This is a genomic window from Phycicoccus sp. DTK01, assembly GCF_017312765.1.
Classification (GTDB): Bacteria; Actinomycetota; Actinomycetes; order Actinomycetales; family Dermatophilaceae; genus Phycicoccus; species Phycicoccus jejuensis.
In genome coordinates this window covers 72,813-96,922 of the sequence record NZ_BOPU01000010.1, presented here as the reverse complement: position 1 = coordinate 96,922, position 24,110 = coordinate 72,813, and the positions used below count along the sequence as shown (strand labels likewise).

Annotated in this window: 22 protein-coding genes; 13 read left to right on the top strand and 9 right to left on the bottom strand. The window is 75.2% G+C overall.

The genetic code is table 11. The features are described from left to right. Positions 1 to 28: 28 nt before the first annotated feature. Complete coding sequence (locus J3473_RS17135) at positions 29 to 1,195, bottom strand: SGNH/GDSL hydrolase family protein (protein ID WP_242525941.1); 1,167 nt, start codon at positions 1,193 to 1,195, stop codon at positions 29 to 31. Positions 1,196 to 1,256: 61 nt separating this feature from the next. Here J3473_RS17135 and J3473_RS17130 point away from each other — a divergent pair, with 61 nt between their 5' ends. The 10 genes from J3473_RS17130 to J3473_RS17085 all read left to right on the top strand — a co-directional run bounded on the left by J3473_RS17130 (position 1,257) and on the right by J3473_RS17085 (position 13,972). After that, a complete protein-coding gene (locus J3473_RS17130; protein ID WP_207025074.1) occupies positions 1,257 to 2,018 on the top strand; it encodes an enoyl-CoA hydratase-related protein in 762 nt (253 codons plus the stop codon). A 242-nt stretch (positions 2,019 to 2,260) separates the two neighbouring features. Then, positions 2,261 to 2,347, top strand: coding sequence for a potassium-transporting ATPase subunit F (locus J3473_RS17125; protein WP_084696573.1), 87 nt, complete (start codon positions 2,261 to 2,263; stop codon positions 2,345 to 2,347). A gap of 13 nt (positions 2,348 to 2,360) precedes the next feature. After that, positions 2,361 to 4,007 (top strand): potassium-transporting ATPase subunit KdpA, encoded by a 1,647-nt coding sequence (gene kdpA / locus J3473_RS17120; RefSeq protein WP_207025072.1) that lies wholly within the window; start codon positions 2,361 to 2,363, stop codon positions 4,005 to 4,007. Next, on the top strand, positions 4,004 to 6,040 hold the full coding sequence (kdpB, locus tag J3473_RS17115; protein ID WP_207025071.1) for a potassium-transporting ATPase subunit KdpB: 2,037 nt from the start codon (positions 4,004 to 4,006) through the stop codon (positions 6,038 to 6,040). Before kdpA ends, kdpB begins: the two co-directional genes overlap by 4 nt. A 10-nt stretch (positions 6,041 to 6,050) precedes the next feature. Further along, complete coding sequence (gene kdpC, locus J3473_RS17110; protein ID WP_030526923.1) at positions 6,051 to 6,620, top strand: potassium-transporting ATPase subunit KdpC; 570 nt, start codon at positions 6,051 to 6,053, stop codon at positions 6,618 to 6,620. Between the two features lie 10 nt (positions 6,621 to 6,630). Then, a complete protein-coding gene (locus tag J3473_RS17105) occupies positions 6,631 to 9,132 on the top strand; it encodes an ATP-binding protein (protein WP_207025070.1) in 2,502 nt (833 codons plus the stop codon). Continuing rightward, positions 9,129 to 9,815 (top strand): response regulator transcription factor, encoded by a 687-nt coding sequence (locus tag J3473_RS17100; RefSeq protein ID WP_207025069.1) that lies wholly within the window; start codon positions 9,129 to 9,131, stop codon positions 9,813 to 9,815. Before J3473_RS17105 ends, J3473_RS17100 begins: the two co-directional genes overlap by 4 nt. A gap of 366 nt (positions 9,816 to 10,181) precedes the next feature. Next, positions 10,182 to 11,870 (top strand): BCCT family transporter, encoded by a 1,689-nt coding sequence (locus J3473_RS17095; RefSeq protein WP_242525944.1) that lies wholly within the window; start codon positions 10,182 to 10,184, stop codon positions 11,868 to 11,870. Positions 11,871 to 11,964: 94 nt separating this feature from the next. Next, positions 11,965 to 12,399: a GNAT family N-acetyltransferase gene (locus tag J3473_RS17090; RefSeq protein ID WP_242525940.1), complete on the top strand. Its 435-nt coding sequence runs from the start codon at positions 11,965 to 11,967 to the stop codon at positions 12,397 to 12,399. Between the two features lie 37 nt (positions 12,400 to 12,436). Next, entirely contained in the window at positions 12,437 to 13,972 is a 1,536-nt protein-coding gene (locus tag J3473_RS17085; protein WP_207025068.1) for an ATP-dependent DNA ligase, read from the top strand. A gap of 41 nt (positions 13,973 to 14,013) precedes the next feature. Here the strand turns inward: J3473_RS17085 and J3473_RS17080 are convergent, their stop codons facing one another. Then, positions 14,014 to 14,481: a hypothetical protein gene (locus J3473_RS17080; protein WP_207025067.1), complete on the bottom strand. Its 468-nt coding sequence runs from the start codon at positions 14,479 to 14,481 to the stop codon at positions 14,014 to 14,016. A gap of 702 nt (positions 14,482 to 15,183) precedes the next feature. On the opposite strand from J3473_RS17080, the gene J3473_RS17075 reads away from it, so the two are divergent. Both J3473_RS17075 and J3473_RS17070 read left to right on the top strand, forming a co-directional pair. Continuing rightward, positions 15,184 to 15,915: an HpcH/HpaI aldolase/citrate lyase family protein gene (locus J3473_RS17075; RefSeq protein WP_207025066.1), complete on the top strand. Its 732-nt coding sequence runs from the start codon at positions 15,184 to 15,186 to the stop codon at positions 15,913 to 15,915. Positions 15,916 to 15,959: 44 nt separating this feature from the next. Then, positions 15,960 to 16,844 carry an alpha/beta hydrolase gene (locus tag J3473_RS17070; protein WP_207025065.1) on the top strand — a complete coding sequence of 295 codons (885 nt, stop codon included), beginning with the start codon at positions 15,960 to 15,962 and terminating at the stop codon, positions 16,842 to 16,844. A gap of 13 nt (positions 16,845 to 16,857) precedes the next feature. Here J3473_RS17070 and J3473_RS17065 read toward each other — a convergent pair whose 3' ends face one another. Continuing rightward, positions 16,858 to 17,826, bottom strand: a complete 969-nt coding sequence (locus J3473_RS17065) for an aldo/keto reductase (protein ID WP_207025064.1) — start codon at positions 17,824 to 17,826, stop codon at positions 16,858 to 16,860. After that, positions 17,778 to 18,929 carry a lysylphosphatidylglycerol synthase transmembrane domain-containing protein gene (locus J3473_RS17060; RefSeq protein ID WP_207025063.1) on the bottom strand — a complete coding sequence of 384 codons (1,152 nt, stop codon included), beginning with the start codon at positions 18,927 to 18,929 and terminating at the stop codon, positions 17,778 to 17,780. The genes J3473_RS17065 and J3473_RS17060 overlap by 49 nt, the downstream gene beginning before the upstream one ends. 168 nt (positions 18,930 to 19,097) lie before the next feature. Between J3473_RS17060 and J3473_RS17055 the strand changes: the two genes are divergently transcribed. Further along, complete coding sequence (locus tag J3473_RS17055) at positions 19,098 to 19,976, top strand: ROK family protein (RefSeq protein ID WP_207025062.1); 879 nt, start codon at positions 19,098 to 19,100, stop codon at positions 19,974 to 19,976. Here J3473_RS17055 and J3473_RS17050 read toward each other — a convergent pair. From J3473_RS17050 to J3473_RS17030, 5 genes are all read right to left on the bottom strand, one after another. Next, on the bottom strand, positions 19,952 to 20,767 hold the full coding sequence (locus J3473_RS17050) for an ABC transporter permease (protein WP_207025061.1): 816 nt from the start codon (positions 20,765 to 20,767) through the stop codon (positions 19,952 to 19,954). The two genes, J3473_RS17055 and J3473_RS17050, sit on opposite strands and share 25 nt — an antisense overlap. Beyond that, the gene (locus J3473_RS17045; RefSeq protein ID WP_207025060.1) at positions 20,764 to 21,720 is read right to left on the bottom strand and encodes an ATP-binding cassette domain-containing protein; all 957 of its coding nucleotides are present in this window, start codon (positions 21,718 to 21,720) and stop codon (positions 20,764 to 20,766) included. The genes J3473_RS17050 and J3473_RS17045 overlap by 4 nt, the downstream gene beginning before the upstream one ends. Positions 21,721 to 21,773: 53 nt before the next feature. Then, positions 21,774 to 22,625, bottom strand: coding sequence for a DUF4097 family beta strand repeat-containing protein (locus J3473_RS17040; RefSeq protein ID WP_207025059.1), 852 nt, complete (start codon positions 22,623 to 22,625; stop codon positions 21,774 to 21,776). 82 nt (positions 22,626 to 22,707) lie between these two features. Next, complete coding sequence (locus J3473_RS17035; protein ID WP_207025058.1) at positions 22,708 to 23,220, bottom strand: hypothetical protein; 513 nt, start codon at positions 23,218 to 23,220, stop codon at positions 22,708 to 22,710. Between the two features lie 86 nt (positions 23,221 to 23,306). Further along, positions 23,307 to 24,056 carry a sulfite exporter TauE/SafE family protein gene (locus J3473_RS17030; protein WP_207025057.1) on the bottom strand — a complete coding sequence of 250 codons (750 nt, stop codon included), beginning with the start codon at positions 24,054 to 24,056 and terminating at the stop codon, positions 23,307 to 23,309. Positions 24,057 to 24,110 lie beyond the last annotated feature (54 nt).

The following is a 24,110-nucleotide window of genomic DNA, read 5'->3' as shown; positions in this document are numbered from 1 at the left end:
CCCCGCAGGTCGCGGGGAGGACGGGCCGTCAGGTGGTGGGGAAGGGGCCGCCGCCGGCGAAGACGGTGCGCGCGAACCGCTCTCCCATCAGCCCGTGCGTCTCCTCGTCGGGGTGCAGGGCGTCCGGCAGCGGGTGGGCGGCGACGTCGTCCGGGCCGTACATCGCGAGGCCGTCGACGAGGTGGAGGTTCGGGTCGTCCGCCCGGCGCTGCTCGACGACGCGCGCGAGCTCCTCGCGGACCGTGCGCAGGGTGAGCCGGCCGGCCGGTACCTCGGCGGGGTCGCCGGTGGCGGTGAAGACGAGCCGGCCCTCGCGCAGCGCCTCGACGTCGACCGAGCCGGGGCCGGGGGTCTCCTCGTGGATCGGGCAGAGAACCGGCGTCACGACGAGCAACGGGGTGGTCGGGTGGCCCTCGCGGACCGTGTCGAGGAACCCGTGGAGCGCCGGCCCGAGGACGCGGCGGCGCATCAGGTCGCCCCCGACGATGTTGATGCCGACCTTGAGGCTCAGCAGGTCGGCGTCGAGGTCGCGCATCGTGCGGGCGACGAACGGGTCGAGGACGGCCGAGCCGCCGAAGCCCAGGTTGACGAGGTCGAGCCCGGCGGTGCGGGCGGCGACGACGGGCCAGGTGCCGGTGGGGCGGACCGCGTTGCTGCCGTGGCTGATCGAGCTGCCGTGGTGGACCCAGCGGGGGCGGCCGTCGCGCGGCACGGCGGTGACGGGGGCGTCCGCACGGAGGGCCACGAGCTCGACGCCTTCCTGGTGCGGCAGCCACAGCTCGACGGTCTTCTCGCCGGCGGGCAGCGGGAAGCGCACGGTGCCGGCGCCGCCCTCGACGAGGGTCGTGGCGCCGGTCGTCATGTCGGTGGTCAGCAGGTCGCCGTTCGGCACGACGGCGCCGTCCTTCACCTCGCCGTCGACGACGAGGTCGACCTGGCCCTCCGGCCGTGCCGGGGCGCCGGTCAGCGCCCGCCGGGTGACGACCGCGTCGAGCTCGACGGCCGTGGCGGTGGTCCGCAGCACGAGGCGCACACCCGCCGGCTGGCCCTCGTTGATCGCGAGCATCGGGTCGGCGTTCTGGGCGCGGGCCCAGGCCGGCAGCCGGTGCGGGCGCAGGCCGCCGTCGCTCGTCTCGAGCTCGACGGCGCCGTGCACGAGGTCGGGGGTCAGGGGGACGGGCTGGAGTCCGGTCACGGGCACAAGTCCATCACCCGCCGCCGCTGCGGGGTCGCGCAGGGTGCGGTTGGATGGCGGGATGAGCAGCGCACGGGTCCGCGTGGAGGCGGACGGGGCCATCGGACGGATCACCCTCGACGCCCCGGAGCGGCTCAACGCCGTCGACCCCGAGATGTGCGCCGCCGTGACCGAGGCCGTGCGCCGCTTCGACGCCGACCCCGACGTGCGCGTCGTCGCGCTGACCGGCGAGGGGCGCGGGTTCTGCTCCGGCGCACCCCTGACCGCCGAGGGCGCGCAGATGGGCGTGCTCGACGCCGGCGCCGACCTCGTCCGGGCGATCGTCGGGTCGCGGACGCCGGTCGTCGCGCTCGTCCACGGGGTGGCGGCCGGCATCGGGGTGCCGATGGCGCTCGCCTGCGACTACGTGCTCGCCGCTGACGAGGCGCCGTTCGTCCTCGCGTTCAGCCGGATCGGGCTCATGCCGGACGGTGGTTCGACCGCGCTCGTCGCCGCCGCCGTGGGCCGGGCACGGGCGATGCGGCTCGCGCTGACCGGCGAGGCGCTGCCCGGCCGCACCGCCGCGCAGTGGGGCCTCGTCGCCGAGTCCGTGCCGGCCGACGGGTTCGCCGTCCGGGCCGAGGAGCTGCTCGCCGCCTTCGCCGCGGGGGCGACGCTCGCGCTCGGCGAGACCAAGGCCGCCGTCAACGCCGCCACGCTCGACCTCGAGGGCGCGCTGGCCCGCGAGGACGCCGGCCAGCGGACGCTCGCGACCACGGCCGACCACCGCGAGGGCGCGGCCGCGTTCGTCGGCAAGCGCCGCCCGGAGTTCCGCGCCCGCTGAGCCGGGTCCTGCGGGGTCGAGGGCGCTCGCGGTAGCCCTGGCTGCCACTTCCGCACTCGATTCGGGGTGCTGCGGGGTCGAGGGCGCTCGCGGTAGCCCTGGCTGCCACTTGCGCACTCGACCCCGGATGCCGTGCGCTCGGCCGCCGGGTCGGGCGAGGGGCGTCAGGATGGCGTCAAGAGGCCGTCAGCGCCGCGTCACCGCGCGAGGTGCGGCGGCGGCCCGCTGGTGTGGTGGGCCGCATGTGGGAAGACCTCCTCGCAGGCGTCATCGGCCTGCTCCTCCTCGGCTACCTCCTCGACGCGCTCGTGCGCCCCGACCGGTACTGAGGGGCGCCGCACCATGTCCATCGCCCTCCAGACGGCCACCGCCGTCCTCCTCGTCGCCGCGATCCTCGCCGCGACCCACGTCCCCCTCGGCGCCTGGATGCACCGCGTCTTCACCGACGAGCGCGACTGGCGCGTCGAACGCGTCGTCTACCGGCTCGTCGGGGTCGACCCCCGCACCGAGCAGCGCTGGCAGGGCTACGCCGGCTCGGTGCTGGCCTTCGCCGTCGCCTCGGTCGCGCTGCTCTTCCTCCTGATCCTCGGCCAGGGCCTGCTGCCGTGGAACCTCGGCCGCTCGATGCACTGGGACACCGCGCTCAACACGGCCGTCTCGTTCACGACGAACACCAACTGGCAGTCCTACTCCGGCGAGTCCGGCGCCGGCCACGCCGTGCAGATGCTCGGCCTCACCGTCCAGAACTTCGTCTCGGCCGCCACCGGCATCGCCGTGGCCGTCGCGCTCCTGCGCGGCCTGGCCCGCCGGCACTCCGACCGGCTCGGCAACTTCTGGGTCGACCTGACCCGCGCGACCGTGCGCATCCTCCTGCCGATCGCCGCCGTCGCCGCAGTCCTCCTGCTCCTCGGCGGGGTCATCCAGAACCTCGCCTCGCCGCACAGCATCGAGACGCTGACCGGCGTCCAGCAGACGATCCAGGGCGGCCCGGTGGCGTCGCAGGAGGCCATCAAGGAGCTCGGCACCAACGGCGGCGGGTTCTTCAACGCCAACTCGGCCCACCCCTTCGAGAACCCCGGCCCGTGGACCAACCTCCTCGAGATCGTCCTCATCCTCCTCATCCCGTTCGCGCTGCCCTACACCTACGGCCTCATGGTCGGCGACCGCCGCCAGGGCGCCGTCGCGGTCGGCGTCATGGGCACCCTGCTCGTCGGCAGCATCGCGCTCGCCACGTGGGCCGAGGCGCACGCCGCGGCCGGTCCGCTCGCCTCGATGGAGGGCAAGGAGCAGCGCTTCGGGATCGTGTGGTCCAGCCTCTTCGCATCGGTGACCACCGGCACCTCGACGGGCGCGGTCAACTCGATGCACGACAGCTACAGCGCGCTCGGCGGCGGTGTGCCGCTGGTCAACATGCTGCTCGGCGAGCTCTCGCCCGGCGGCGTCGGCACCGGCCTGTACTCCTACCTCGTCGTCGTCGTGCTCGCCGTGTTCATCGCCGGGCTGATGGTCGGGCGCACCCCCGAGCTGCTCGGGAAGACGGTGGGCCGCACCGAGATCACGAGCGCCGCGCTCGTCACCCTGACGATGCCCGCCCTCGTCCTGCTCGGCACCGGACTGTCGGTCGTCCTCCCGACGGCCCTCGACGCCCGGGCCAACGACGGGCCGCACGGCCTCTCGGAGCTGATGTACGCGGTCGCGTCCGCCTCCAACAACAACGGCTCGGCGTTCGCGGGCCTCTCGGCGGACCAGCCCTACCTCAACCTGCTCCTCGCGTTCTGCATGTTCGCCGGCCGCTTCGTGCCGATCGTCCTCGTCCTGCGCCTCGCCGGCTCGCTCGCGGCCCAGGGCCGCCGGCCGGTCACCGCCGGGACCATGCCGACGCACACCCCCCTGTTCACCACGCTCGTCGTCGGCACGGTCATCGTCGTCGCCGGCCTGACGTTCTTCCCGTCCCTCGCCCTGGGACCCATCGCGGAGGCCCTGTCATGACCACGTCCCTCGCGCGCACCGCCTGGCAGAACCTGCCCGCGGCGTTCGCCAAGCTCGACCCGCGCCACCTCTGGCACACCCCGGTCATCATGGTGGTCTGGGTCGGGTCGGTCCTCACGACGGTGCTCTCCGTCCTCGACCCGTCGGTGTTCTCGATCGCGGTCACGGTGTGGCTGTGGGCGACCGTGCTGTTCGCCAACCTCGCGGAGGCCGTCGCCGAGGGGCGCGGCAAGGCGCAGGCCGACACCCTGCGCCGCACCCGCACCGAGACCGTCGCCCGGCGGCTGCGCGAGGACGGCACCGTCGAGGAGGTCTCCGGCACGGCGCTGCTGCTCGGCGACCGCGTCGTCGTCGAGGCCGGCCAGGTCATCCCCGGCGACGGCGACGTCGTCGAGGGCGTCGCGACGGTCGACGAGTCGGCGATCACCGGCGAGTCCGCCCCCGTCATCCGCGAGTCCGGCGGCGACCGCTGCGCGGTGACCGGTGGCACGACGGTCCTCTCGGACCGCGTCGTCGTCCGGATCACGAGCAAGCCCGGAGAGACGTTCATCGACCGGATGATCGCGCTCGTCGAGGGCGCCTCGCGGCAGAAGACGCCGAACGAGATCGCGCTCTCGATCCTCCTGACGACGCTGACGATCATCTTCGTCCTCGCCGTCGCGGCCATCCAGCCGATGGCGGTCTACTCGGGGCAGCGGCTCTCGCTCGTCGTCCTCGTCGCCCTGCTCGTCTGCCTCATCCCGACGACGATCGGTGCGCTGCTGTCGGCCATCGGCATCGCCGGGATGGACCGGCTCGTGCAGCGCAACGTCCTCGCGATGTCGGGCCGCGCCGTCGAGGCGGCCGGCGACGTCAGCACCCTGCTGCTCGACAAGACCGGCACGATCACCTTCGGCAACCGGCGCGCCAGCGAGCTCGTGCCCGTCGGCGGCGCCTCGCGCGCCGACCTGGCCCGCACCGCGTACCTCTCCTCGCTCGCCGACGAGACGCCCGAGGGCCGCTCCATCGTCGAGTACACCGTCGAGGACGGCGTCGACGCCGACGCGCTCGGCGACGTGGTGGCCCTGCGTCGCGCCGGCGCCGAGGTCGTCGAGTTCAGCGCGACGACGCGGATGTCGGGTGTCGACCTCCCCGACGGCACGCGGGTCCGCAAGGGCGCCGGCAGCGCCGTCACCGCCTGGGTCCGCGAGAACGGCGGCACGGTCGGGGGCGACCTCGAGATGCACGTCGACGCCATCAGCGCCTCGGGCGGCACGCCCCTCGTCGTCGCCGAGGCCGCGCCGGGCGGGGCGCCGACCGTCGTCGGCGTCGTCCACCTCAAGGACGTCGTCAAGCCCGGGATGCGCGAGCGCTTCGAGCAGCTGCGGGCCATGGGCATCCGCACCGTGATGATCACCGGCGACAACCCGCTGACCGCCAAGGCGATCGCCGAGGAGGCCGGGGTCGACGACTATCTCGCGGAGGCCACGCCCGAGGACAAGATGGCGCTCATCAAGAAGGAGCAGTCCGGCGGGCGGCTCGTCGCGATGACCGGCGACGGCACCAACGACGCGCCGGCGCTCGCACAGGCCGACGTCGGCGTCGCGATGAACACCGGCACGTCCGCCGCGAAGGAGGCCGGCAACATGGTCGACCTCGACTCCGACCCGACGAAGCTCATCGACGTCGTCGCCATCGGCAAGCAGCTGCTCATCACCCGCGGCGCCCTGACGACGTTCTCGATCGCCAACGACGTCGCGAAGTACTTCGCGATCATCCCCGCGATGTTCGTCGGCATCTTCCCCGGCCTGCAGACGCTCAACGTCATGGGCCTGTCCAGCCCGGAGTCGGCGATGCTCAGCGCCGTCATCTTCAACGCACTCGTCATCGTCGCGCTGATCCCGCTGGCGCTCAAGGGAGTCCGCTACCGCGCCCTGTCGGCGCACGCGATGCTGCGTCGCAACCTGCTCGTGTTCGGGCTCGGTGGGGTGGTCGTGCCGTTCGTCGGCATCAAGCTCATCGACCTCGTCGTCTCGCTCGTCCCCGGTCTCTGAGGTGACCACCATGACCCGTCAGCTGTCCGCGGCGCTCAAGGCGCTGCTCGTCCTCACCGTCCTGTGCGGCGTCCTCTACCCGGCCGCGATCCTCGCCGTGGGGCTCCTCGTGCCCGACCGCGCGGCCGGCCAGCCGGTGGAGGTGGGCGGGCGCGAGGTCGGCTCGGCCCTCCTCGGCCAGCCGCCGAGCGGCGCCGAGTGGTTCCAGGGCCGCCCCTCGGCCTCCGACGCCTCCGGCGAGACGAGCGGTGGTTCCAACCTCGGCCCGTCGAACCCCGACCTCGCGACCGCGGTCGCCGAGCGCGAGCAGGCCCTGCGCGCCGCCAACCCGGATGCGCCGCAGGAGATCCCGGCTGACGCGCTGACCTCCTCCGCCAGCGGCCTCGACCCCGACGTCTCGCCGGCGTACGCCCGCTGGCAGGCGCCGCGCGTGGCGGCCGCCCGTGGCCTCGACGTGTCCCAGGTGCTGCGCCTGGTCGCCGACCACGTGCGACCCGCGCCGCTCGGCGGGGTCCTCGGGCAGGAGCGCGTCAACGTCCTCGAGCTCAACGTCGCGCTCGCCGCCCTCGGCCGCGGGTGAGAATGGCGTCATGGCACGCGGTCGGCTGCGCATCTACCTCGGGGCGGCTCCGGGCGTCGGCAAGACCGTCGCCATGCTCGACGAGGGGCACCGGCGGCTCGACCGCGGCACCGACGTCGTCGTCGGCCTCGTCGAGACCCACGAGCGGGCGCACACCCGGGCGCTGCTCGAGGGCCTCGAGCTCGTGCCCCGCGCCCGGGTCGGGCACAGGGGGGCGACCCTCGACGAGATGGACCTCGACCGCCTGCTGGCGCGGCGGCCGCAGGTCGCCCTCGTCGACGAGCTGGCGCACACCAACGCGCCCGGATCGCGGAACGAGAAGCGCTGGCAGGACATCGAGGAGCTGCTCGAGGCCGGCATCGACGTCGTCTCGACGGTCAACGTCCAGCACCTGGAGTCGCTGAACGACGCCGTCACGGCGATCACCGGCGTCGTCCAGCGCGAGACGGTGCCGGACGCCGTCGTGCGGGCGGCGGACCAGATCGAGCTCGTCGACATGTCGCCCGAGGCACTGCGCCGCCGGATGGCGCACGGCAACGTCTACGCCCCCGAGAAGGTCGACGCCGCGCTGGCCAACTACTTCCGGGTCGGCAACCTCTCGGCGCTGCGCGAGCTCGCGCTGCTCTGGCTCGCCGACCGCGTCGACGAGGGCATCGGCCGCTACCGCGCCGACCACGGCATCGACGCGACGTGGCCGACGCGCGAGCGGGTGGTCGTCGCCGTGTCCGGCGGGCCGGAGGGCGAGGTGCTCCTGCGCCGGGCGGCGCGCATCGCGGCCCGCGGCGCCGGCGGCGAGCTGCTGGCGGTCCACGTCGCGCGCTCGGACGGCCTCGCCGGGCCGACACTCCCCGACCTCGTGACCCAGCGTCGGCTGACGGACGAGCTCGGTGGCTCCTTCCACACGGTGACGGGCGACGACCTGCCCGAGGCGGTGCTCGACTTCGCCCGTGGCGTCAACGCGAGCCAGGTCGTCATCGGCTCCTCGCGGCGCGCTCGCTGGCGGACCCTGCTGTCCCCCAGCACGACCGAGGAGGTCATCACCCGCTCGGGCGACATCGACGTGCACGTCGTCACCCACCGCTTCGCGCACGGCAAGGGCCGGCGTGTCTCACGGGCCGCGCTGCCGAAGCGGCGGGTGCGGCTGGGGTACGCCCTCGCCGTGGTCGGGCCCTTCGCCCTCACCGAGGCCCTCGTCGGCCTGCCGGAGGACCCCGACCTGCCCCTCACGGTGCCGCTGTTCCTCCTGCTCAGCGTCCTCACCGCGCTCCTCGGCGGGATGGGCCCGGCGGTCGTCGGGGCGCTGACGTCGTCGCTCTTCCTCAACTGGTTCTTCACGCCGCCGACCGGTGGCCTGACGATCTCGCAGCCGCAGAACGCGGTCGCCCTGCTCGTGTTCGTCGTCGTGGCCGCCGCCGTGGCCTGGGTGGTGCACCGGAGCGCGCGGCGGGCCGACCGGGCGCTGCGCGCGCAGGCCGAGGCGTCGGCGCTGGCCGAGCTCAGCCACACCCTCCTCGGCTCGACCGACCAGCTCGCGCTGCTGCTCGCCCGGGCCGTGGAGATGTTCGGGGCCGAGGCCGCCGCCGTCGTGCACCGCGGCCGGTCGGGCTCCGAGGTGGTCGCCGCCACCGACGCCTCGCTCACCCCCGACGACCTGCGCCGCGAGGGGCTGCCCCGCGCCGAGGCCGACGACGCGCACGACCTCGTCCTCGTCGGGGCCGCCGTCCCCGCCGGTCGCCAGCGGTTGCTCGCGGCCTTCGCGGCGCACGCGGGCGCCATCCTCCAGCGGCGCTCGCTCCAGGCCTCGGCCGGTGAGGCCGCGGCGCTGGCCCGCGACAACTCGGCCCGCACCGCGCTGCTCTCGGCCGTCTCCCACGACCTGCGCACACCGCTCGCCGGTATCAAGGCGGCCATCGGCAGCCTGCGCTCGAGCGAGGTGACCTTCAGCCCCGAGGACGAGGCCGAGCTGGAGGCCGCCATCGAGGACTCCGCCGACCGGCTCGACGCCCTCATCGGCAACCTCCTCGACATGTCGCGCCTCCAGGCCGGCGCGCTCGTCGCCCACCCGCGGGCCGTCGACCTCGGTGAGGTCGTGCCGGGGGTCGTCGACGCCGTCGCCGAACCGGAGCGGGTGCAGTGGCACCTCGACCCCGCGGCACGCGTCGTGCACACCGACGCCGGGCTGCTCGACCGGGTGCTCGGCAACGTCGTCGAGAACGCCCTGCGCCACCAGCCGGCTCCCGGCTGCGTGCGGGTCACGACGAGCGCGCTCGGCGGGCGGGTGCACATCCGCGTCGTCGACACCGGACCCGGTGTGCCGGAGGGTGACCGCGACCGCATCTTCCTGCCCTTCCAGCGGCACGGCGACGCACCGGGTGGTGACGGCGTCGGGCTCGGCCTCGCCGTGGCCCGCGGGCTCGCCGAGGCGATGGGTGGCAGGGTGACCGCCGAGGACACTCCCGGTGGCGGCCTGACGATGGTCGTCGACCTGCCGAGCGAGGAGGAGGCCGGATGAGCCAGCGCGTGCTCGTCGTCGACGACGACCCCACGCTGCGCCGCACGCTGCGCATCAACCTGCGGGCGCGCGGCTACGAGGTCGAGGAGGTCGGCACCGCCCACGACGCGCTGACGACCGTCGCCGACGCCCCGCCGGACCTCGTCGTGCTCGACCTCGGGCTGCCGGACCTCGACGGCGTCGAGGTGCTGCGGCGCATCCGCGCCCGCTCCCGCGTGCCCGTCGTCGTCCTGTCGGCGCGCCACCAGTCCGACGACAAGGTCGAGGCGCTCGACGAGGGCGCCGACGACTACGTGACCAAGCCCTTCGGGATGGACGAGCTGATGGCCCGGGTGCGCTCGGCGCTGCGGCGCGGCGGTGAGGACGAGGGGCTCGCCGCGGTCGGTCCGGTCGTCACGGACGCGTTCACGCTCGACTTCGCGACGCTGTCGGCGACGCGCGACGGCTCCCCGGTGCACCTCACCCCGACCGAGTGGCGGCTGCTCGCCGAGCTCGCGCGCCACCGCGGCCGCGTCGTCACCCAGGCCGACCTGCTGCGGGCGGTCTGGGGGCCGGGGTACGGCCGCGAGTCCAACTACCTGCGCGTCTACGGCAACCAGCTGCGCCGCAAGCTCGAGGCGGACCCGTCGGCGCCGCGGTACATCGTCACCGAGCCCGGCATCGGCTACCGGCTCGCCGTCTGAGCCGCAGCGCGGCGCCACGGCTGCGGGGGGGACGTGGGTTCCGCGGCGGGGCGTGACGACCGTCTCGCCGGGCCGGGGAATAGGTCCGGCGTCCCCGCAGGTCAGCAGGGGTTCGACGCGCACGGCGTGCGGCGCCGCGCCCACGAGCCGGTTTGAGCGAGCGGCGCATCGGTGGTGTGGTTGAAAGGTTGACCTGACCGAGTACCCCCGAGCAGAGCGAGAACGGAGGGCCGCGGGCACCCCGCGGCACACACCACGAGCGTGAGCACAGACATCCGTACCACCCCCGAGCCCACCCCACCGCCCACCGACGACGACGGCACCCGCGCCCCGGTCGCCGACGAGGCGCCGCACCCCGTCCTCGGCATCGACGTCGTCGAGCAGACGGCGCGCGGTGCGACCGTCGACAAGGTCGTCTTCGGCGTCGTCGCGGCGATCGCCGTGGCCTTCGTCGCCTGGGGGTTCCTCAGCACGGACACGCTCTCGGCGGCGTCGGACTCCGCCCTCGGGTGGTCCGTGACGAACATGGGCTGGATGTTCGTCGTGCTCGCCTCGGGGTTCGTCGCCTTCGTCATCTGGCTGGCCGTCAGCCGGTTCGGTGACATCCCGCTGGGTACCGACGACGAGGAGCCCGAGTTCCGCACCGTCTCGTGGATCGCGATGATGTTCTCGGCGGGCATGGGCATCGGCCTGATGTTCTACGGCGTCAGCGAGCCGCTGTCGCACTTCGTGACTCCGCCGCCCGGCACCGGGGAGGCCGGCAACCCGCAGGCCGTGCAGACCGCGATGGCCACGACGCTCTTCCACTGGACGCTCCACCCGTGGGCGATCTACGCCGTCGTCGGCATCGCCATCGCGTACGGCGTCTTCCGCAAGGGGCGCTCGCAGCTGGTGTCCTCCGCGTTCATCCCGCTCATCGGCGAGAAGCGCGCGACCGGTGGCGCCGGCCGCGTCATCGACATGCTCGCGATCTTCGCGACGCTCTTCGGGTCGGCCGCCTCGCTCGGCCTCGGCGCGCTCCAGATCGGCAGCGGCCTCGAGATCGTCGCCGGTATCGGTGCGGTCGGCAACGGCGTGCTCGTCGGCGTCATCGCGCTGCTGACCGTCGCGTTCATCCTCTCGGCGGTCTCCGGCGTCGCCAAGGGCATCCAATGGCTCTCGAACATCAACATGGTGCTGGCCATCGGCCTCGCCGTGTTCGTCTTCGTCGTCGGCCCGACCGTCTTCATGCTCGACCTCGTCCCCACCGCGGTCGGCTCGTACTTCCAGGACCTCGCGATGATGTCGGCGCGCACCGACGCCGCGGGTGGCGACGGGATGGCCGACTGGCTGTCCGGCTGGACCGTCTTCTACTGGGCCTGGTGGATGTCGTGGACGCCCTTCGTCGGCATGTTCATCGCCCGCATCTCGCGCGGCCGCACCATCCGCCAGTTCGTCACCGGCGTGCTGCTCGTCCCGAGCCTCGTCAGCCTCGTGTGGTTCGCGATCTTCGGCGGCGCGGGCATCCACGCGCAGCAGAACGGCACCGACCTCGCCGGGCAGTCGACGTCCGAGGGGCAGCTGTTCGGCCTCCTCGACACCATGCCGCTGGCCGGCCTCACGACCGTCGTCGTCATGGTCCTCGTCGCGATCTTCTTCGTCTCGGGCGCGGACGCGGCCTCCATCGTCATGGGCACCCTGTCGCAGCGCGGGACGATGGAGCCGAGCCGCTGGAACGTGGTCTTCTGGGGCGTCGCGACCGGCGCCGTCGCGGCGGTCATGCTGCTGGTCGGCGGTGACTCGGCGCTGACCGGGCTGCAGAACCTGACGATCGTCGCGGCGCTGCCGTTCGCGCTCGTCATGGTGGGGCTGGCCTGGGCCCTCGTCAGGGACCTGCGCGAGGACCCCGTCGTCGTCCGGCGCAAGTACGCCGTGGCCGCCGTCGAGAAGGCCGTCGTGACCGGCGCGACGCTGCACGGCGACGACTTCGCGCTCTCCGTCGAGCCGGCGGACGAGCCGGTGCTCGGCGAGGGCGACGGCACCCCGAGCGAGGCCGCGGAGGTCGCGCGCGGTTGACCCCGCCCCCACCGCGAACGCGTGTGGGCTCGCCGGACGTCCCCGGCGAGCTCACACGCGTCCGTGCGTCGTGGGGGTCCCTAGGGTGGACGGCGTGCCCGTCGTCCGCTCCGCCCCGACCCGTGACCTGCCCGCCGAGGTGCTCTACGCGCTGATGCGCCTGCGGCAGGACGTCTTCGTCCTCGAGCAGGAGTGCCTCTACCCCGACCTCGACGGCCGTGACCTCGAGCCGAGCGCCGTGCAGTGGTGGTCCGAGTCGGGGTCGGGTGAGGTCGTGGCGACGCTGCGGGTGCTCGACGACGGGGGCGGGGTGCTGCGCATCGGCCGGGTGGCGACGGCGGCGTCGGCCCGCGGGGCCGGGGTGGCGCGCGAGCTGGTCCTCGCCGTGCTCGCGGCGACCCGCGGCCCGGTCGTGCTCGACGCCCAGAGCCACCTCGAGCACTGGTACGCCGGGCTCGGGTTCGCGCGCGACGGCGCCGAGTTCGTCGAGGACGGCATCCCGCACGTGCCGATGCGCCTCGCGCGCTGACGCCCTCCCTGTCGGTGGCGGCGGGCAGGATGACCGGATGGACGTCACGCTGGCCGAGCTCGTCGCCACGTCGCAGGAGGTCGCGGCCACGCGCTCGCGCACCGCGAAGACCGAGGCCATCGCCGCGCTCCTCGCCCGCGCCGACGCCGCCGAGGTCGGCACCGTCGTCGCGTTCCTGTCCGGCGTGCTGCCGCAACGCCGGCTGGGTGTCGGCCACCGCTCGCTGTCGCGGCTGCCCGAGCCGGCCGCCGAGCCGACGCTGACCGTCGCCGGGGTCGACGCCGCGTTCGACCGGCTCGCCGCCACGGCGGGGGCCGGGTCCACGGCGTCCCGCCGGGCCGAGCTGGGCGGGCTCCTCGGCCGGGCGACCGCCGACGAGCAGCGGTTCCTGCGCGACCTCATGACCGGCAACCTCCGCCAGGGAGCGCTCGACGGCGTCGTGCTCGCCGCCCTCGCCCGCGCCTTCGAGGTGCCCGACGCCGTCGTGCGCCGGGCGGTCATGCTCGCCGGTTCGGCCCACGAGGTGGCCGGCATCGCCGCCACGGGCGGGCAGCCGGCCCTCGAGGAGGTGGGGCTCGTCGTGGGGCGGCCGCTGCGCCCGATGCTCGCCGGGTCGGCCAAGACGACGGACGAGGCGGTCGAGGGCTTCGGCGGGGCCGAGCTGCTCGTCGACGGCAAGCTCGACGGCATCCGGGTCCAGGTGCACCGGCGCGAGGGCGAGGTCACGGTCTTCACCCGCAGCCTCGACGAGATCACCGAGCGGCTGCCCGAGGTCGTCGAGGCGGTCGCGGCCCTCCCCGGCGGCGACCTCGTGCTCGACGGCGAGGCCATCGTCCTCGGTGACGACGGCCGGCCGGCGCCCTTCCAGGTGACCGGGGCGCGCACCGCGAGCTCGGCCGACGTCGAGCGGCTGCGGGCCGAGGTGCCCCTGACAACGTTCCTCTTCGACGTGCTGCACGCCGACGGTCGCGACCTCGTCGACGCGCCGGCCCGCGAGCGGCACGAGGTGCTCGCCGCGCTGGCGCCGCACCTGCTCGTGCCCCGGCTCGTGACGGCCGACCCCGCCGAGGCCGGCGCCTTCTTCGGGCGGCTGGTCGCCGACGGCCACGAGGGGGTCGTCGTCAAGGACGCCGCCGCGCCGTACGCCGCGGGTCGCCGGGGGAGCGGCTGGGTCAAGGTCAAGCCGACGCACACGCTCGATCTCGTGGTGCTCGCCGTCGAGCAGGGCTCCGGCCGCCGGCGCGGCTGGCTGTCCAACATCCACCTCGGGGCCCGCGATGCCGGGACCGGCGAGCTCGTCATGGTCGGCAAGACCTTCAAGGGGATGACCGACGAGATGCTGCGCTGGCAGACCGAGCGGTTCACCGAGCTCGCCGACGGGCCGAGCGACGGGTACGTCGTGACGGTCCGCCCCGAGCAGGTCGTCGAGATCGCCCTCGACGGCGTGCAGCGCTCGACCCGCTACCCGGGCGGCGTCGCGCTGCGGTTCGCCCGTGTCCTGCGCTACCGCGACGACAAGCCGGTCGACGAGGTCGACACCCTCGCCACGGTTCGCGCCCTCGGGGGTTACTGAGCCGACCGTCGCGTCGACGGCCGGCCCCGGGCGCCGGGCAGTCAGTGGCGGCGCCGGCGAGCGTCCGGGTCGGGCGGGCGGCCACCGAGGATGCGCACGAGCGAGGAGACGACGCCCGCCACCCCGCCGACGATCGCCACCACGAGAGCGGCCCGCAGCGGCGTGCGCCACGGGCTCCCCGCCACGACGGGGAAGAGGTCCCACGCGGCGACCGACGCAGCGAGGCCGACGGCAGAGGACGTGAGGTCGGCGACGGCCCGCCACCAGCGCGTCCGGACGACGAGCGCGACGGTCTCGAGGACGACGCCCGTCCACAGGGCTCCGACCACCCACGGCACGAGCTCCTCGGCGGCCGGCGTGAGCAGGGGCAGGGTGCGCCAGCCCGGCCACACCTGGACGAGGTAGAGCAGCCCCAGCTCGACGACCGCGACCACGGCGGAGACCGCGCGGGGTGGGAGGGAGCGGGTCCTTGCTCGCGGCGGGCTCGGCCGGGCGAGGGCTGCTGACATCGTGGTGCTCCTACCGGCGGCGGCGTCGGGAGAGCCGCGCCGCCGGGCGCGCGCCACCGCCACCTCGATCGTCCCACCGGGCGGGCGGCGCGACGGCCGGCTGGGAGGGACGTCACGTGGAACGGGTCGGGGGCGGCCGGCGCCGGGGTCGCCGGCGTCCCCGAGGACTGTCAGCCGGCGGCGGCGCGGGCGAGGGAGAAGTGCTCTGTCGGCCGCTGTCGTTCGCGTCCGCCCCTGGAGCAACCATGACGAGCGGTCGCGTGTGCGTCACCTGCTGGAGCAACCATGACGAGCGGCCGCGCGTGCGTCCACCCCTGGAGCAACCATGACGAGCGGGCGCGTGTGCGTCACCTGCTGGAGCAACCGGGATGAGCGGGCGGTTGCTTTCGTGCGACATGCTTCTGACCGCTCGTCATGGTTGCGTCGGCGACGGGAGCGAACGACAGCGACGGGCGGACTCCTTTGTCCTGCCGGAGCCGTCCTCGGCCGACCTGCGGCTCGCCTCCCGTCTGCCGGTCCTCGGCCGACCTGCCCCTCGTCTCCGGACCCCCGCCTGCCGGTCCTGGGCGGACCTGCTCCTCGTCTCCGGACCCCCGCCTGCCGGTCTGGGCCGACCGGCTCCTCGTCTCCGGACCCCCGCCGGCCGTCGGTCGACCGGCTCGCCGCCGCACCGCGCAGCCCCCCGGCTGGCACGATGCCCGGATGGAGGACTCCCGGGGCATCTGGACGATGACGGCCGACGTCGACCTGCTCCTGCGGCTCGCGGGCAGCGGCGTCGACTGGCTCGCCCTCGACGCGCAGCACGGCGCCCTCGACCGCGCCGCCCTCCACGCCGCCGGGCGCGCGCTGACCTCGGCCCACCACCCGTTCCTCGTCCGCGTCCCTGCCGTCGACCCCGCCTGGATCGGGGCCGCCCTCGACGCCGGCGCCCACGGGGTGGTCGTGCCGTCGGTCACCGGCGCCGGCGACGCCGAGCGCGCGGCCCTCGCCTCCCGCTACCCGCCCCTCGGGGACCGCAGCTGGGGCCCGTGGTCACCGATGTGGGGAGTCGACGCCCCGGACACCGCCACCGCGAACGAGCTCGTGCGCTGCTGGGCGATGGTCGAGACCGTCGGCGCCCTCGACGAGGTCGAGCAGATCGCCGCCACCCCTGGCGTCGACGGCCTCTTCGTCGGCCCGCTGGACCTCGCCCTCGCCCTCGGCACGACCGTCGACGCGCTCCTCGACGACACCACGCCGGGCGGTCCCCTCGCCCGCGTCGTCGCGGCCGCCGACCGGCAGGGGATCCTCGTCGGGGCCTTCGCGGGCAGCCCGGCGGTCGCCCACCGGCTGCGGGCGCACGGCATCGGGTTCCTCGCCGTGACGACCGACGCCGGCGTCGTCGCGGCCGGCGTGCGCGCGGTGCTCGACGAGCTGGGCCCGCGCCAGGCCTGACCGGAGGGCCATCCGCCCGCACCGGAGGCGACGAACCACGCGGCGTGACCCTCCTCGACGACGTTCGTGCGCTCGCGATGCAGGTCTCGGCGCGGTTCACCGTGCGCTACGGCGAGCCGCTGCGCTTCGCGGGCAGCGACCTGCCCGCCCCGCAGCGCCTGCGCGTCCCGACGCGCCACGGGCCGGTGCGGGTCGACCTGTACCGCCCGCCCGGCGTTGAGGCGCCTCCGGTCGTCGTCCACTTCCACGGCGGCGCCTTCGTCATGCGCTACCCCGAGATGGACGACTGGTGGTGCCGCTACCTCGCAGCGACCGCCGGCGTCGCGGTGGCGAACGTGGACTGGTCCGTCGGTCCGCAGGCGCGCTACCCCGTCGGCCAGGAGGAGGGGCACGACGTCGTCGCCCACCTCGCGGCGGCCGGGCACGAGCACGGCCTCGACGGCACGCGCCTCGTCGTCAGCGGCTTCAGCGCCGGCGGTCAGGTGGCCGCCGCGGTCTGCCTCATGGCGCGCGACGCCGGCTCGTGCGCGCCGGTCCTCCAGGTCCTCGGCGTCCCCGCGCTCGACCTCGCCTCCGACGTCGAGGACCGCCCGGGGATGGTCGACCCGGCCCTGCGCCGCCTCGTCCGCCGGGTCTACTTCCCGGATGTCGCCCGACGCGAGGAGCCCTACGCCTCACCGCTGCTCGCGCCCGACCTCGCCGGCCTGCCGCCGACCGTCGTCCTGACCGGCGAGCACGACGCGTTGCGACCGGACGGCGACCGGTACGCCGCCCGGCTGCGCGCCGCCGGCGTCGACGTGTTGCACGACGTGACGCCGGGCGCCGACCACTACTTCCTCACCGGCGACCCGGCGCGCGCCCGGCTGACCATGCAGATGGTCGTGGCGCGCATCCGGGAGGCCTGCGCGGCAGGCGTGCCCGAGGCCTGACCGGCGACGGCGGTCAGAAGCCCGTCGGCCGCCGCGGCGTGTAGGCACACTCGAGCGCTGACACCTCGTCGTCCGTCAGCTCCAGGCCGAGCGCGGCGACGGCGTCCGGCAGGTGGTGCGGCTTGGTGGCCCCGACGATGGGGGCGGTGACGACCGGGTTGCGCAGCACCCACGCCAGCGCGACGGTCGACATCGCCACCCCGCGCTCGCGCGCCACGGCCTCGACCGCGCCGACGATCTCGCCGTCGCCGTCCTGGTAGAGCCGCTTGCCGAACTCGTCGGTGTCGGAGCGCCCGGTCTGCTCGCCCCACGGCCGCGCGAGCCGCCCGCGCGCCAGCGGGCTCCACGGAAGCGCGCCGAGCCCCTGGTGCGAGAGCAGGGGGAACATCTCCTGCTCCTCCTCACGCATGAGCAGGCTGTACTGGTCCTGCATCGTCACGAAGCGGGTCCAGCCGCCCAGGTCCGCGGCGTGCTGCATCGTCGCGAGCTGCCAGGCCCACATCGACGACGCCCCGATGTAGCGAGCCTTGCCGGCGCGCACGACGTCGTGGAGGGCCTCCATCGTCTCCTCGACGGGGACCTCGGGGTCGAAGCGGTGGATCTGGTAGAGGTCGACGTGGTCGGTCTGCAGCCGGCGCAGCGACGCGTCGACCTGCTCGAGGATCGCCTTGCGGGAGAGGCCGCTCCCACCGGGGCCGTCGTGCATCTTCCCGTGCACCTTGGTGGCGAGCACGATGTCCTCGCGGCGGCTGTAGGTCCGGATGGCCCGCCCCACGAACTCCTCGGACGTCCCTGCGCTGTAGACGTTCGCGGTGTCCCAGAAAGTGATACCGAGCTCGACGGCCTGCCGGAAGAACGCTCCGGACGCCTCCTCGTCGAGGGCCCACGGGTGGTAGCCGCGCGAGCCGTCGGCGTAGCTCATGCAGCCGAGCGCTAGCCGGCTGACGGTGAGCCCGGTGCTGCCGAGGCGGGTGTACTCCATCGAGGTGCTCCTTCGGTCGGGATGCTCCCCGCATCATGCGCCCCGACCACCTCCACGGCGGGCGCCGGGTGCACGCCGACCGCACCGTGGACGCGTCGAGCCGCGCGGCGGTGCGCGAGCCACCACCCGCCGAGCGCGAGGCCGCCGACCGGCACCTCCATCCCGACGACGAACGCGCGGTAGAGCAGCACCCCCGCGGCGGCCGGCGCGGCGGGGGTGCCGAGCGCGGTGAGCGCTCCGGCCATCCCGACCTCGACGACCCCCGTCGCGCCCGGCGTGATGACGAGCATCGACAGCAGCCGCTCGACGACGAAGGCCGACGCGACGAGCAACGGCGCCGCCGGCGCCCCCACCACGACGAGGCACGCCCACAGCAGGAGCGCCTGGAAGAGCGCGTACAGCACCTTGGCCCCGAGCATCCGCGCCCAGCCGCGACGCACGAGGTCGGCGCTCTCGGCGCGGAAGCGGGCGCCCCGCTCGCCCCAGCCCTCGGGGGCCGCCGGCACCCGGCGGTGGCGGGCGGCGAGGCGATCGAGCGTGCGACCGGCCCGCCGCACGGCCCGGTCGTCGCGTCCGACGAGGACGACCCCGCTGAGGAGGACGAGGAGCAGGAGCAGGCCGAGCGCCCCCGGGACCGCCAGGCGCGCGGTGCCGCGGTCACCGGACAAAGCGAACCAGCACAGCACGACTCCCGGCAGGAGCAGCTTGACCGCCGTGTCCGCGAGGTTGGTCACGAGCGCCCAGCGCCCGAAGGCGGCGGAGCCGAAGCCCCAGCCGCGGGCCATCCGCCAGTTGACGACCGTCCCCGCGGCGCCGCCGAGCGGCAGGAGGTTCGAGACGCACGAGCCGGACAGGTTGAGGAGGAGGGCGCGACGGTGGCTGAGGCCCGGCAGGGCTGCCGTGAGCGACGGGGTGTGCACCCACAGGCCCGCCAGCCACAGCACCGTGAGGAGCCCCAGCTGGAGCGGGCTCGGGTGGGTCAGGGCCTGGGCGATGGGCCGCCACGACGTCCCCGCCACCCGCGGCAGCGCGAGCGCCAGCACCGCGGCGGCGGCCGCCGTCCCCAGGCCCAGCCGCAGCCCCGGACCCCACATCCTCGTCATGGTCCCCACCGTGGCGTGCCTCCTGCCGCCCGCACATCAGGGGTGACCCGGACATCGACCCCGGCCCACCGTAGCGAGGTGGGGGTGAGGGTCCACGGGATTTCCGTCGTGTCGCGCCGGCCCGCCGGCGGCCCGGGCCGACCCGTCGTACCTCCTAGGGTGGGCGGTGTGGAGCCGGGTGACGCAGTGCTGGTCGTGGCCGACGTGGGTGGGACCAAGGCCCTCCTGCGGGCGCTCGCCGCGGACGGCTCGGTGGTGGCGGAGGTCCTCGAGCCGACCGGCCCGGGCACGACCGGGGAACGGCTCGACCGCCTCGTGGGCGAGGTCGTGGCGGAGCATCCGAGCACGCGCTCGGTCGCGGTCGCCGTGCCGGGGCTCGTCGACCCCGAGGGGCGGGTGGTCGTCTCGGACGTCCTGCCGCTCCTCGCCGGATGGCGACCACGGCCGACGGCCGCAGGAGCGCCGGTAGTCGTCAACGACGTCCGCGCCGCGCTCGCGGCGGCCCGTGCCGCGGCGCCGGAGGTGCGCGACCTCGTCGTCGTCGTGGTCGGGACCGGCATCGCCGCCGGCGTCGTCAGCGGGGGGAACGTGCTCGAGGGCGCGGACGGCTGGGCCGGCGAGCTCGGGAGCGTCCCCGTCGACCTGGCCGGCCGCGACACCGCGACCCTCGACGACGTCGCCTCCGGTCGGGCCGTCGTCGAGGCACTCGGGCGACCGGGCGCCGAGGTCGCGGCCCTCGTCGCCGGGGGCGACCCGGCGGCGACCGACGCCGTCGCGCGGGCCGGCGCCGCGCTCGGGCGCGGTCTCGCCACCGTCGTCACGCTCCTCAACCCCGCGCGCGTCGTGCTGGCCGGCGGCACGACCCGCTACCCGGGGTACGTCGAGGCGGCTGAGTCGGCGGCAGCCGAGGCGGCGCTGCCCGAGCCCTGGGCCCGCTGCGAGCTCGTCGTGGACGACGACCCGGGCACGCTCGTGGCCCGCGGGCTCGTGGCCCTCCTGGAGGACGACGCGGCGACGTCGGGTCAGGCCCGGCGCGGGCGCGCGTAGAGCCGGCGGGCCAGCCACCAGCCCGCGACCGCCATGACGACGCACCAGCCGGCGGCGAGCCACGCGGTGCCGGCCGTCACCCCGGTGCCGAGGAGCAGGCCGCGCACCGTGTCCATGACGGGCGTGAAGGGCTGGTGCTCGGCGAACCAGGCGAGGCCGGCCGGCATCGACCCCGTCGGCACGAAGCCGCTGCCGAGGAAGGGCAGGAGGACGAGCGGCATCGGGTAGTTGCTCGCGCTCTCGACGGTGCGGGAGGCCAGCCCGAGGGCCACCGACAGCCACGACACGGCGAGGGAGAGCCCCGTGAGGAGGGCGAGGACGAGCAGCCAGTCGGTGAGCGACGCCCGGGGCCGGAACCCGACGGCCAGCCCGACACCGGTGACGACGGCCATCGAGGCCACGGACTGGATGGTCGCGGCGAGCACGTGCCCGGAGAGCACGGCGCCGGGGGAGATCGACAGCGTCCGGAACCGGTCGATGATGCCCTGCGTGGTGTCCATCGCCATCGTCGTGGACGTGCCCTGGGCGATGGACGCGATGGTCATCACGAGGATGCCCGGCAGGACGTAGTCGGCGTAGGCGCCGCGCCCGCCACCGGCGACCGGCCCGAGGCCCGCGCCGAGCGTGCCCCCGAAGACGAGGACGAAGAGGACGAGCAGGACGACGGGCACGAGCAGGACGATGACCGTCAGCTCGGGGTAGCGGCGGGCGTGGCGCAGCTGCCGGCCGAGCATGGTCATCGCGTCGGCGACCGGGTGCGAGCGGGTGGGGACGGTGCTGGCGGTGCTCATCGCAGGGCCTCCTCGGCCGGGTCGGCGGGGGTGGGTCGGCCGGTGAGGGCCAGGAAGACGTCGTCGAGGTCGGGGGTGCGGATGGCGAGGTCGTCGACCCGGACCTGCGCGTCGTCGAGCCGGTCGAGGAGGGCGCGCAGGACGGCGACGTCGCCGGAGCCCGGCACGTCGAGGGTCAGCGCGTCAGGGTCGGGCTCGCCGCCCACCGCTCGCCGCGCGGCGTCGAGGGCGGCGTGGTCGGCCACGGTGAGGCGCACGTGGGCGCCGGGGACTCGGCGCTTCAGCTCGGCAGGGGTGCCGTCGGCGACGACCCGGCCGCCGTCGAGGAGCGAGACGTGGTCGGCGAGCTGGTCGGCCTCCTCGAGGTACTGCGTGGTCAGCAGGACGGTGACGCCCTCGGCCACGAGCTCGCGCACGACGTCCCAGGTCGACCGTCGGCTGCGGGGGTCGAGGCCGGTGGTCGGCTCGTCGAGCACGAGGACGCTCGGCCGCCCGACGAGCCCCATCGCGAGGTCGAGGCGGCGGCGCATCCCGCCCGAGAACGTGGACGGCCGGTGGTCGGCGACGTCGGCGAGCCCGAAGCGCTCGAGCAGCTCGGCGGAGCGTCGACGCACCTCGGTGGCGGGCAGGTGGTGCAGCCGGCCGACGAGGACGAGGTTCTCCCGGGCGGTCAGGAGGTCGTCGACCGCGGCGAACTGCCCGGTGAGCCCGATGCACGCACGGACGAGCCGCGGCTCGCGCGCGACGTCGTGGCCGAGGACCGCCACCGTGCCGGCGTCCGGCGCGAGGAGGGTCGTGAGGATGTTGACCGTCGTCGTCTTGCCGGCGCCGTTGGGGCCGAGGAGCGCGTGGACGGTCCCGGGCGCGACCGTGAGGTCGACACCGGCGAGGACGACGTGGTCCCCGAAGGACTTGTGCAGGCCGCGGATCTCGACGGCCGGGGTGCTGGTCATGGTGGTCCTCTCGAGCGGTTCCGGGTGGTGGGCAGGGCGTGGGTGGCGGGCGGTCAGGCGCGCCGCAGGACGACGTCGCCGTAGCCGGCGCGCACCCGGACCTCGACGGTCGGCTCGCCCTCGGCCGGAGGGGCGCTCGCCTCGAGGTCGCTGCGGACGGTGCCGTGCCGGGCCTCGACGTCGAGCCAGGTGGCGACGCCGTCGGCGACACCGACCTCGACCCGCCCGTAGGCGCTGTCGACGCTCACCGTGCCGCCGCGCACGACCGCGACGCGGACGTCGCCGGCCGAGGCCTTGGCCGTGACGCCGCGGTCGGCCCGCTCGACGCGGACGTCGCCTGCGGTCGTCGAGAGGTGCAGCGGCCCACGTCCGGTGCCGACCGTGACGTCACCGGCGGCCGTCCGCGCGGTCGTCTCGTCGCCGGCGTCCTCGACGCGGATGCTCCCCGCCGACGTGCGCAGCTCGACCCGGCCCTGCGCCGTGCCGACGCGGACGTCGCCCATCGACGTGCGGCCGCGGAGGGCACCGGTGCGCTCGAGCGTGATGTCGCCCATCGAGGTGTCGACATCGACCGTCCCGAGGGTCCCCGTCGCGCGGACGCCGCCCCAGCCGCGGACCTCGAGGCCGGAGCCCTCCGGCAGCCCGACGACGATGTCGGCGCGGTCGCCGGTGCCGACCATGGCCCGCAGCCGGCCGGCCACGGAGCGCGGCGAGCGGACGACGACGCGGCCGTCCGTGTGCTCGACGAGCACGGCGGCGGCGTGGTCGACGTCGCCCTGGCGCCCGGGGTTGTGCGGCCGGACGTCGACGACGGTCTCGTCCGTGGCGGAGGCGCGGACGGTGAGGTCGGCGCCTGACACGTCGACGTGGAGCGTGACCGGTCCTGCGGTGCTGAAGGTGGGCATGGCGGATCCTCCCGTGGCGGGTCGGGCTGTGGCGGTGGGGTTCTGGTGGAGCCGGGCGTGGTCCCCGGCCGGTTGGCGGGGGCTAGCGCACCCAGCCGGTGTGGCGCTGGCCGGTCCTCACCGGCGGCACCTGGTGGCCCGCCGTCGGCGAGGAGGCGGGGTCGGCGACCGCGGCGGCCACCGTGCGGACGAGCCAGGCGTTGACGGACATCCCGGCGGCCTCGGCCGCCTCCTCGACGCGGGGCTTGAGGCGTTCGGGCAGGCGCAGGCTCAGGCGGGCGGTGCCGCCGGCCTCGTCGTCGTCCGCGTCGGCGACGACGGGGACGGGGGTCGGGGCCGGCGCGAGGTCGGGCACGGCGGGAGAGACGACGAGGTCGAGGTCGCGCCCCCGCAACCGGACGTCGACCGAGCCCGGGGCCATCCGCTCGCTCACCTCGGCGGCGGCCTCGACGACCGCGTCGAGGAGGAGCATCCGGGCGGACGGCTCGAGGGTGCCGGCGACGAGCTCGGCGAGCTCCGACGCCTCGGGTCCCCCGGCCCGGGCCGCGACGACGAGGTCGCGCTGGAGGCGGGCGACGTAGGGCGTGAGGTCCATGACGCCACTATGACACCACGATGACGTCATCCGCAAGAGGGATGGCGTCACCGTGGCGTCACGCGGCTCCGGACACCGGTGGAGGGTCAGTGGAGGACGAGCTGGTCGACGAGGACCCATCCGGCGAGCGTGGCGAGGAGTGCCGCGAAGGTCCGCTGCAGGGCGGGCGCGGACACCCGGGTCGACAAGAGCTGTCCACCGACCGCGGCCAGCGCCGCGGCGGCCGCGAAGGGGCCGACCACCGACCACTCGACGTGGGAGGTCGTGGCCCGGGTGGCGAGCGCGGCGCTCGCGTTGAGGGCGATGACGACGAGCGAGGTGCCGACGGCGTCGGCCATCGTGAAGCCGGCGGTCGCGACCAGCGCCGGCACCGCGAGGAAACCGCCGCCGACGCCGAAGACGCCGATGAGGGCGCCGACGGCCGCTCCGGCGGCCACGGTCCGCAGGGTCGAGCCGTGCGTGGGCCCGTCCGCGGCGACCGTGGCGCGACCGGCGCCGCGCCACGTGACGAGCGCGGCGGCCGCCATGACCGCGGCGAAGCCGGTGAGGACCAGCAGGTCGGGGAGGTTGGCGGACAGGTGGGCCGCGACGACCGAGGTGAGCAGGCCGGACGCGGCGAACGCCAGCCCGCGGCCGAGACGGACGTGGCCGCGGCGGCCGTGGGCCAGGGCCCCCGCGGTCGAGGACGCCACGACGATGACGAGCGACCCGGTCGTCGAGTCGTGCGGCGAGAGGCCGAGGGCGTAGACGAGCGCCGGGACGGCCAGGACGCTGCCGCCGCCACCGAGCGTGCCGAGGACGACGCCGACGACGAGTCCGAGAGCGGCAGCGAGCACGGTGGGGTCCTGGGGTCCGGCGGCGGGGTCGTGCCTGAGGGTACAGATACCCCC

Excerpts from the sequence above, each read along its gene's own strand:
- J3473_RS17050 (WP_207025061.1), bottom strand. The coding sequence starts at position 20,767 with ATGAGCACCGCCAGCACCGTCCCCACCCGCTCGCACCCGGTCGCCGAC.
- J3473_RS17125 (WP_084696573.1), top strand. The coding sequence starts at position 2,261 with ATGTGGGAAGACCTCCTCGCAGGCGTCATCGGCCTGCTCCTCCTCGGC.
- J3473_RS17080 (WP_207025067.1), bottom strand. The coding sequence starts at position 14,481 with ATGTCAGCAGCCCTCGCCCGGCCGAGCCCGCCGCGAGCAAGGACCCGC.
- J3473_RS17075 (WP_207025066.1), top strand. The coding sequence starts at position 15,184 with ATGGAGGACTCCCGGGGCATCTGGACGATGACGGCCGACGTCGACCTG.
- J3473_RS17045 (WP_207025060.1), bottom strand. The coding sequence starts at position 21,720 with ATGACCAGCACCCCGGCCGTCGAGATCCGCGGCCTGCACAAGTCCTTC.
- kdpC (WP_030526923.1), top strand. The coding sequence starts at position 6,051 with ATGACCCGTCAGCTGTCCGCGGCGCTCAAGGCGCTGCTCGTCCTCACC.
- J3473_RS17065 (WP_207025064.1), bottom strand. The coding sequence starts at position 17,826 with ATGGAGTACACCCGCCTCGGCAGCACCGGGCTCACCGTCAGCCGGCTA.
- J3473_RS17130 (WP_207025074.1), top strand. The coding sequence starts at position 1,257 with ATGAGCAGCGCACGGGTCCGCGTGGAGGCGGACGGGGCCATCGGACGG.
- kdpA (WP_207025072.1), top strand. The coding sequence starts at position 2,361 with ATGTCCATCGCCCTCCAGACGGCCACCGCCGTCCTCCTCGTCGCCGCG.
- kdpB (WP_207025071.1), top strand. The coding sequence starts at position 4,004 with ATGACCACGTCCCTCGCGCGCACCGCCTGGCAGAACCTGCCCGCGGCG.
- J3473_RS17085 (WP_207025068.1), top strand. The coding sequence starts at position 12,437 with ATGGACGTCACGCTGGCCGAGCTCGTCGCCACGTCGCAGGAGGTCGCG.
- J3473_RS17035 (WP_207025058.1), bottom strand. The coding sequence starts at position 23,220 with ATGGACCTCACGCCCTACGTCGCCCGCCTCCAGCGCGACCTCGTCGTC.
- J3473_RS17040 (WP_207025059.1), bottom strand. The coding sequence starts at position 22,625 with ATGCCCACCTTCAGCACCGCAGGACCGGTCACGCTCCACGTCGACGTG.
- J3473_RS17100 (WP_207025069.1), top strand. The coding sequence starts at position 9,129 with ATGAGCCAGCGCGTGCTCGTCGTCGACGACGACCCCACGCTGCGCCGC.
- J3473_RS17060 (WP_207025063.1), bottom strand. The coding sequence starts at position 18,929 with ATGACGAGGATGTGGGGTCCGGGGCTGCGGCTGGGCCTGGGGACGGCG.
- J3473_RS17105 (WP_207025070.1), top strand. The coding sequence starts at position 6,631 with ATGGCACGCGGTCGGCTGCGCATCTACCTCGGGGCGGCTCCGGGCGTC.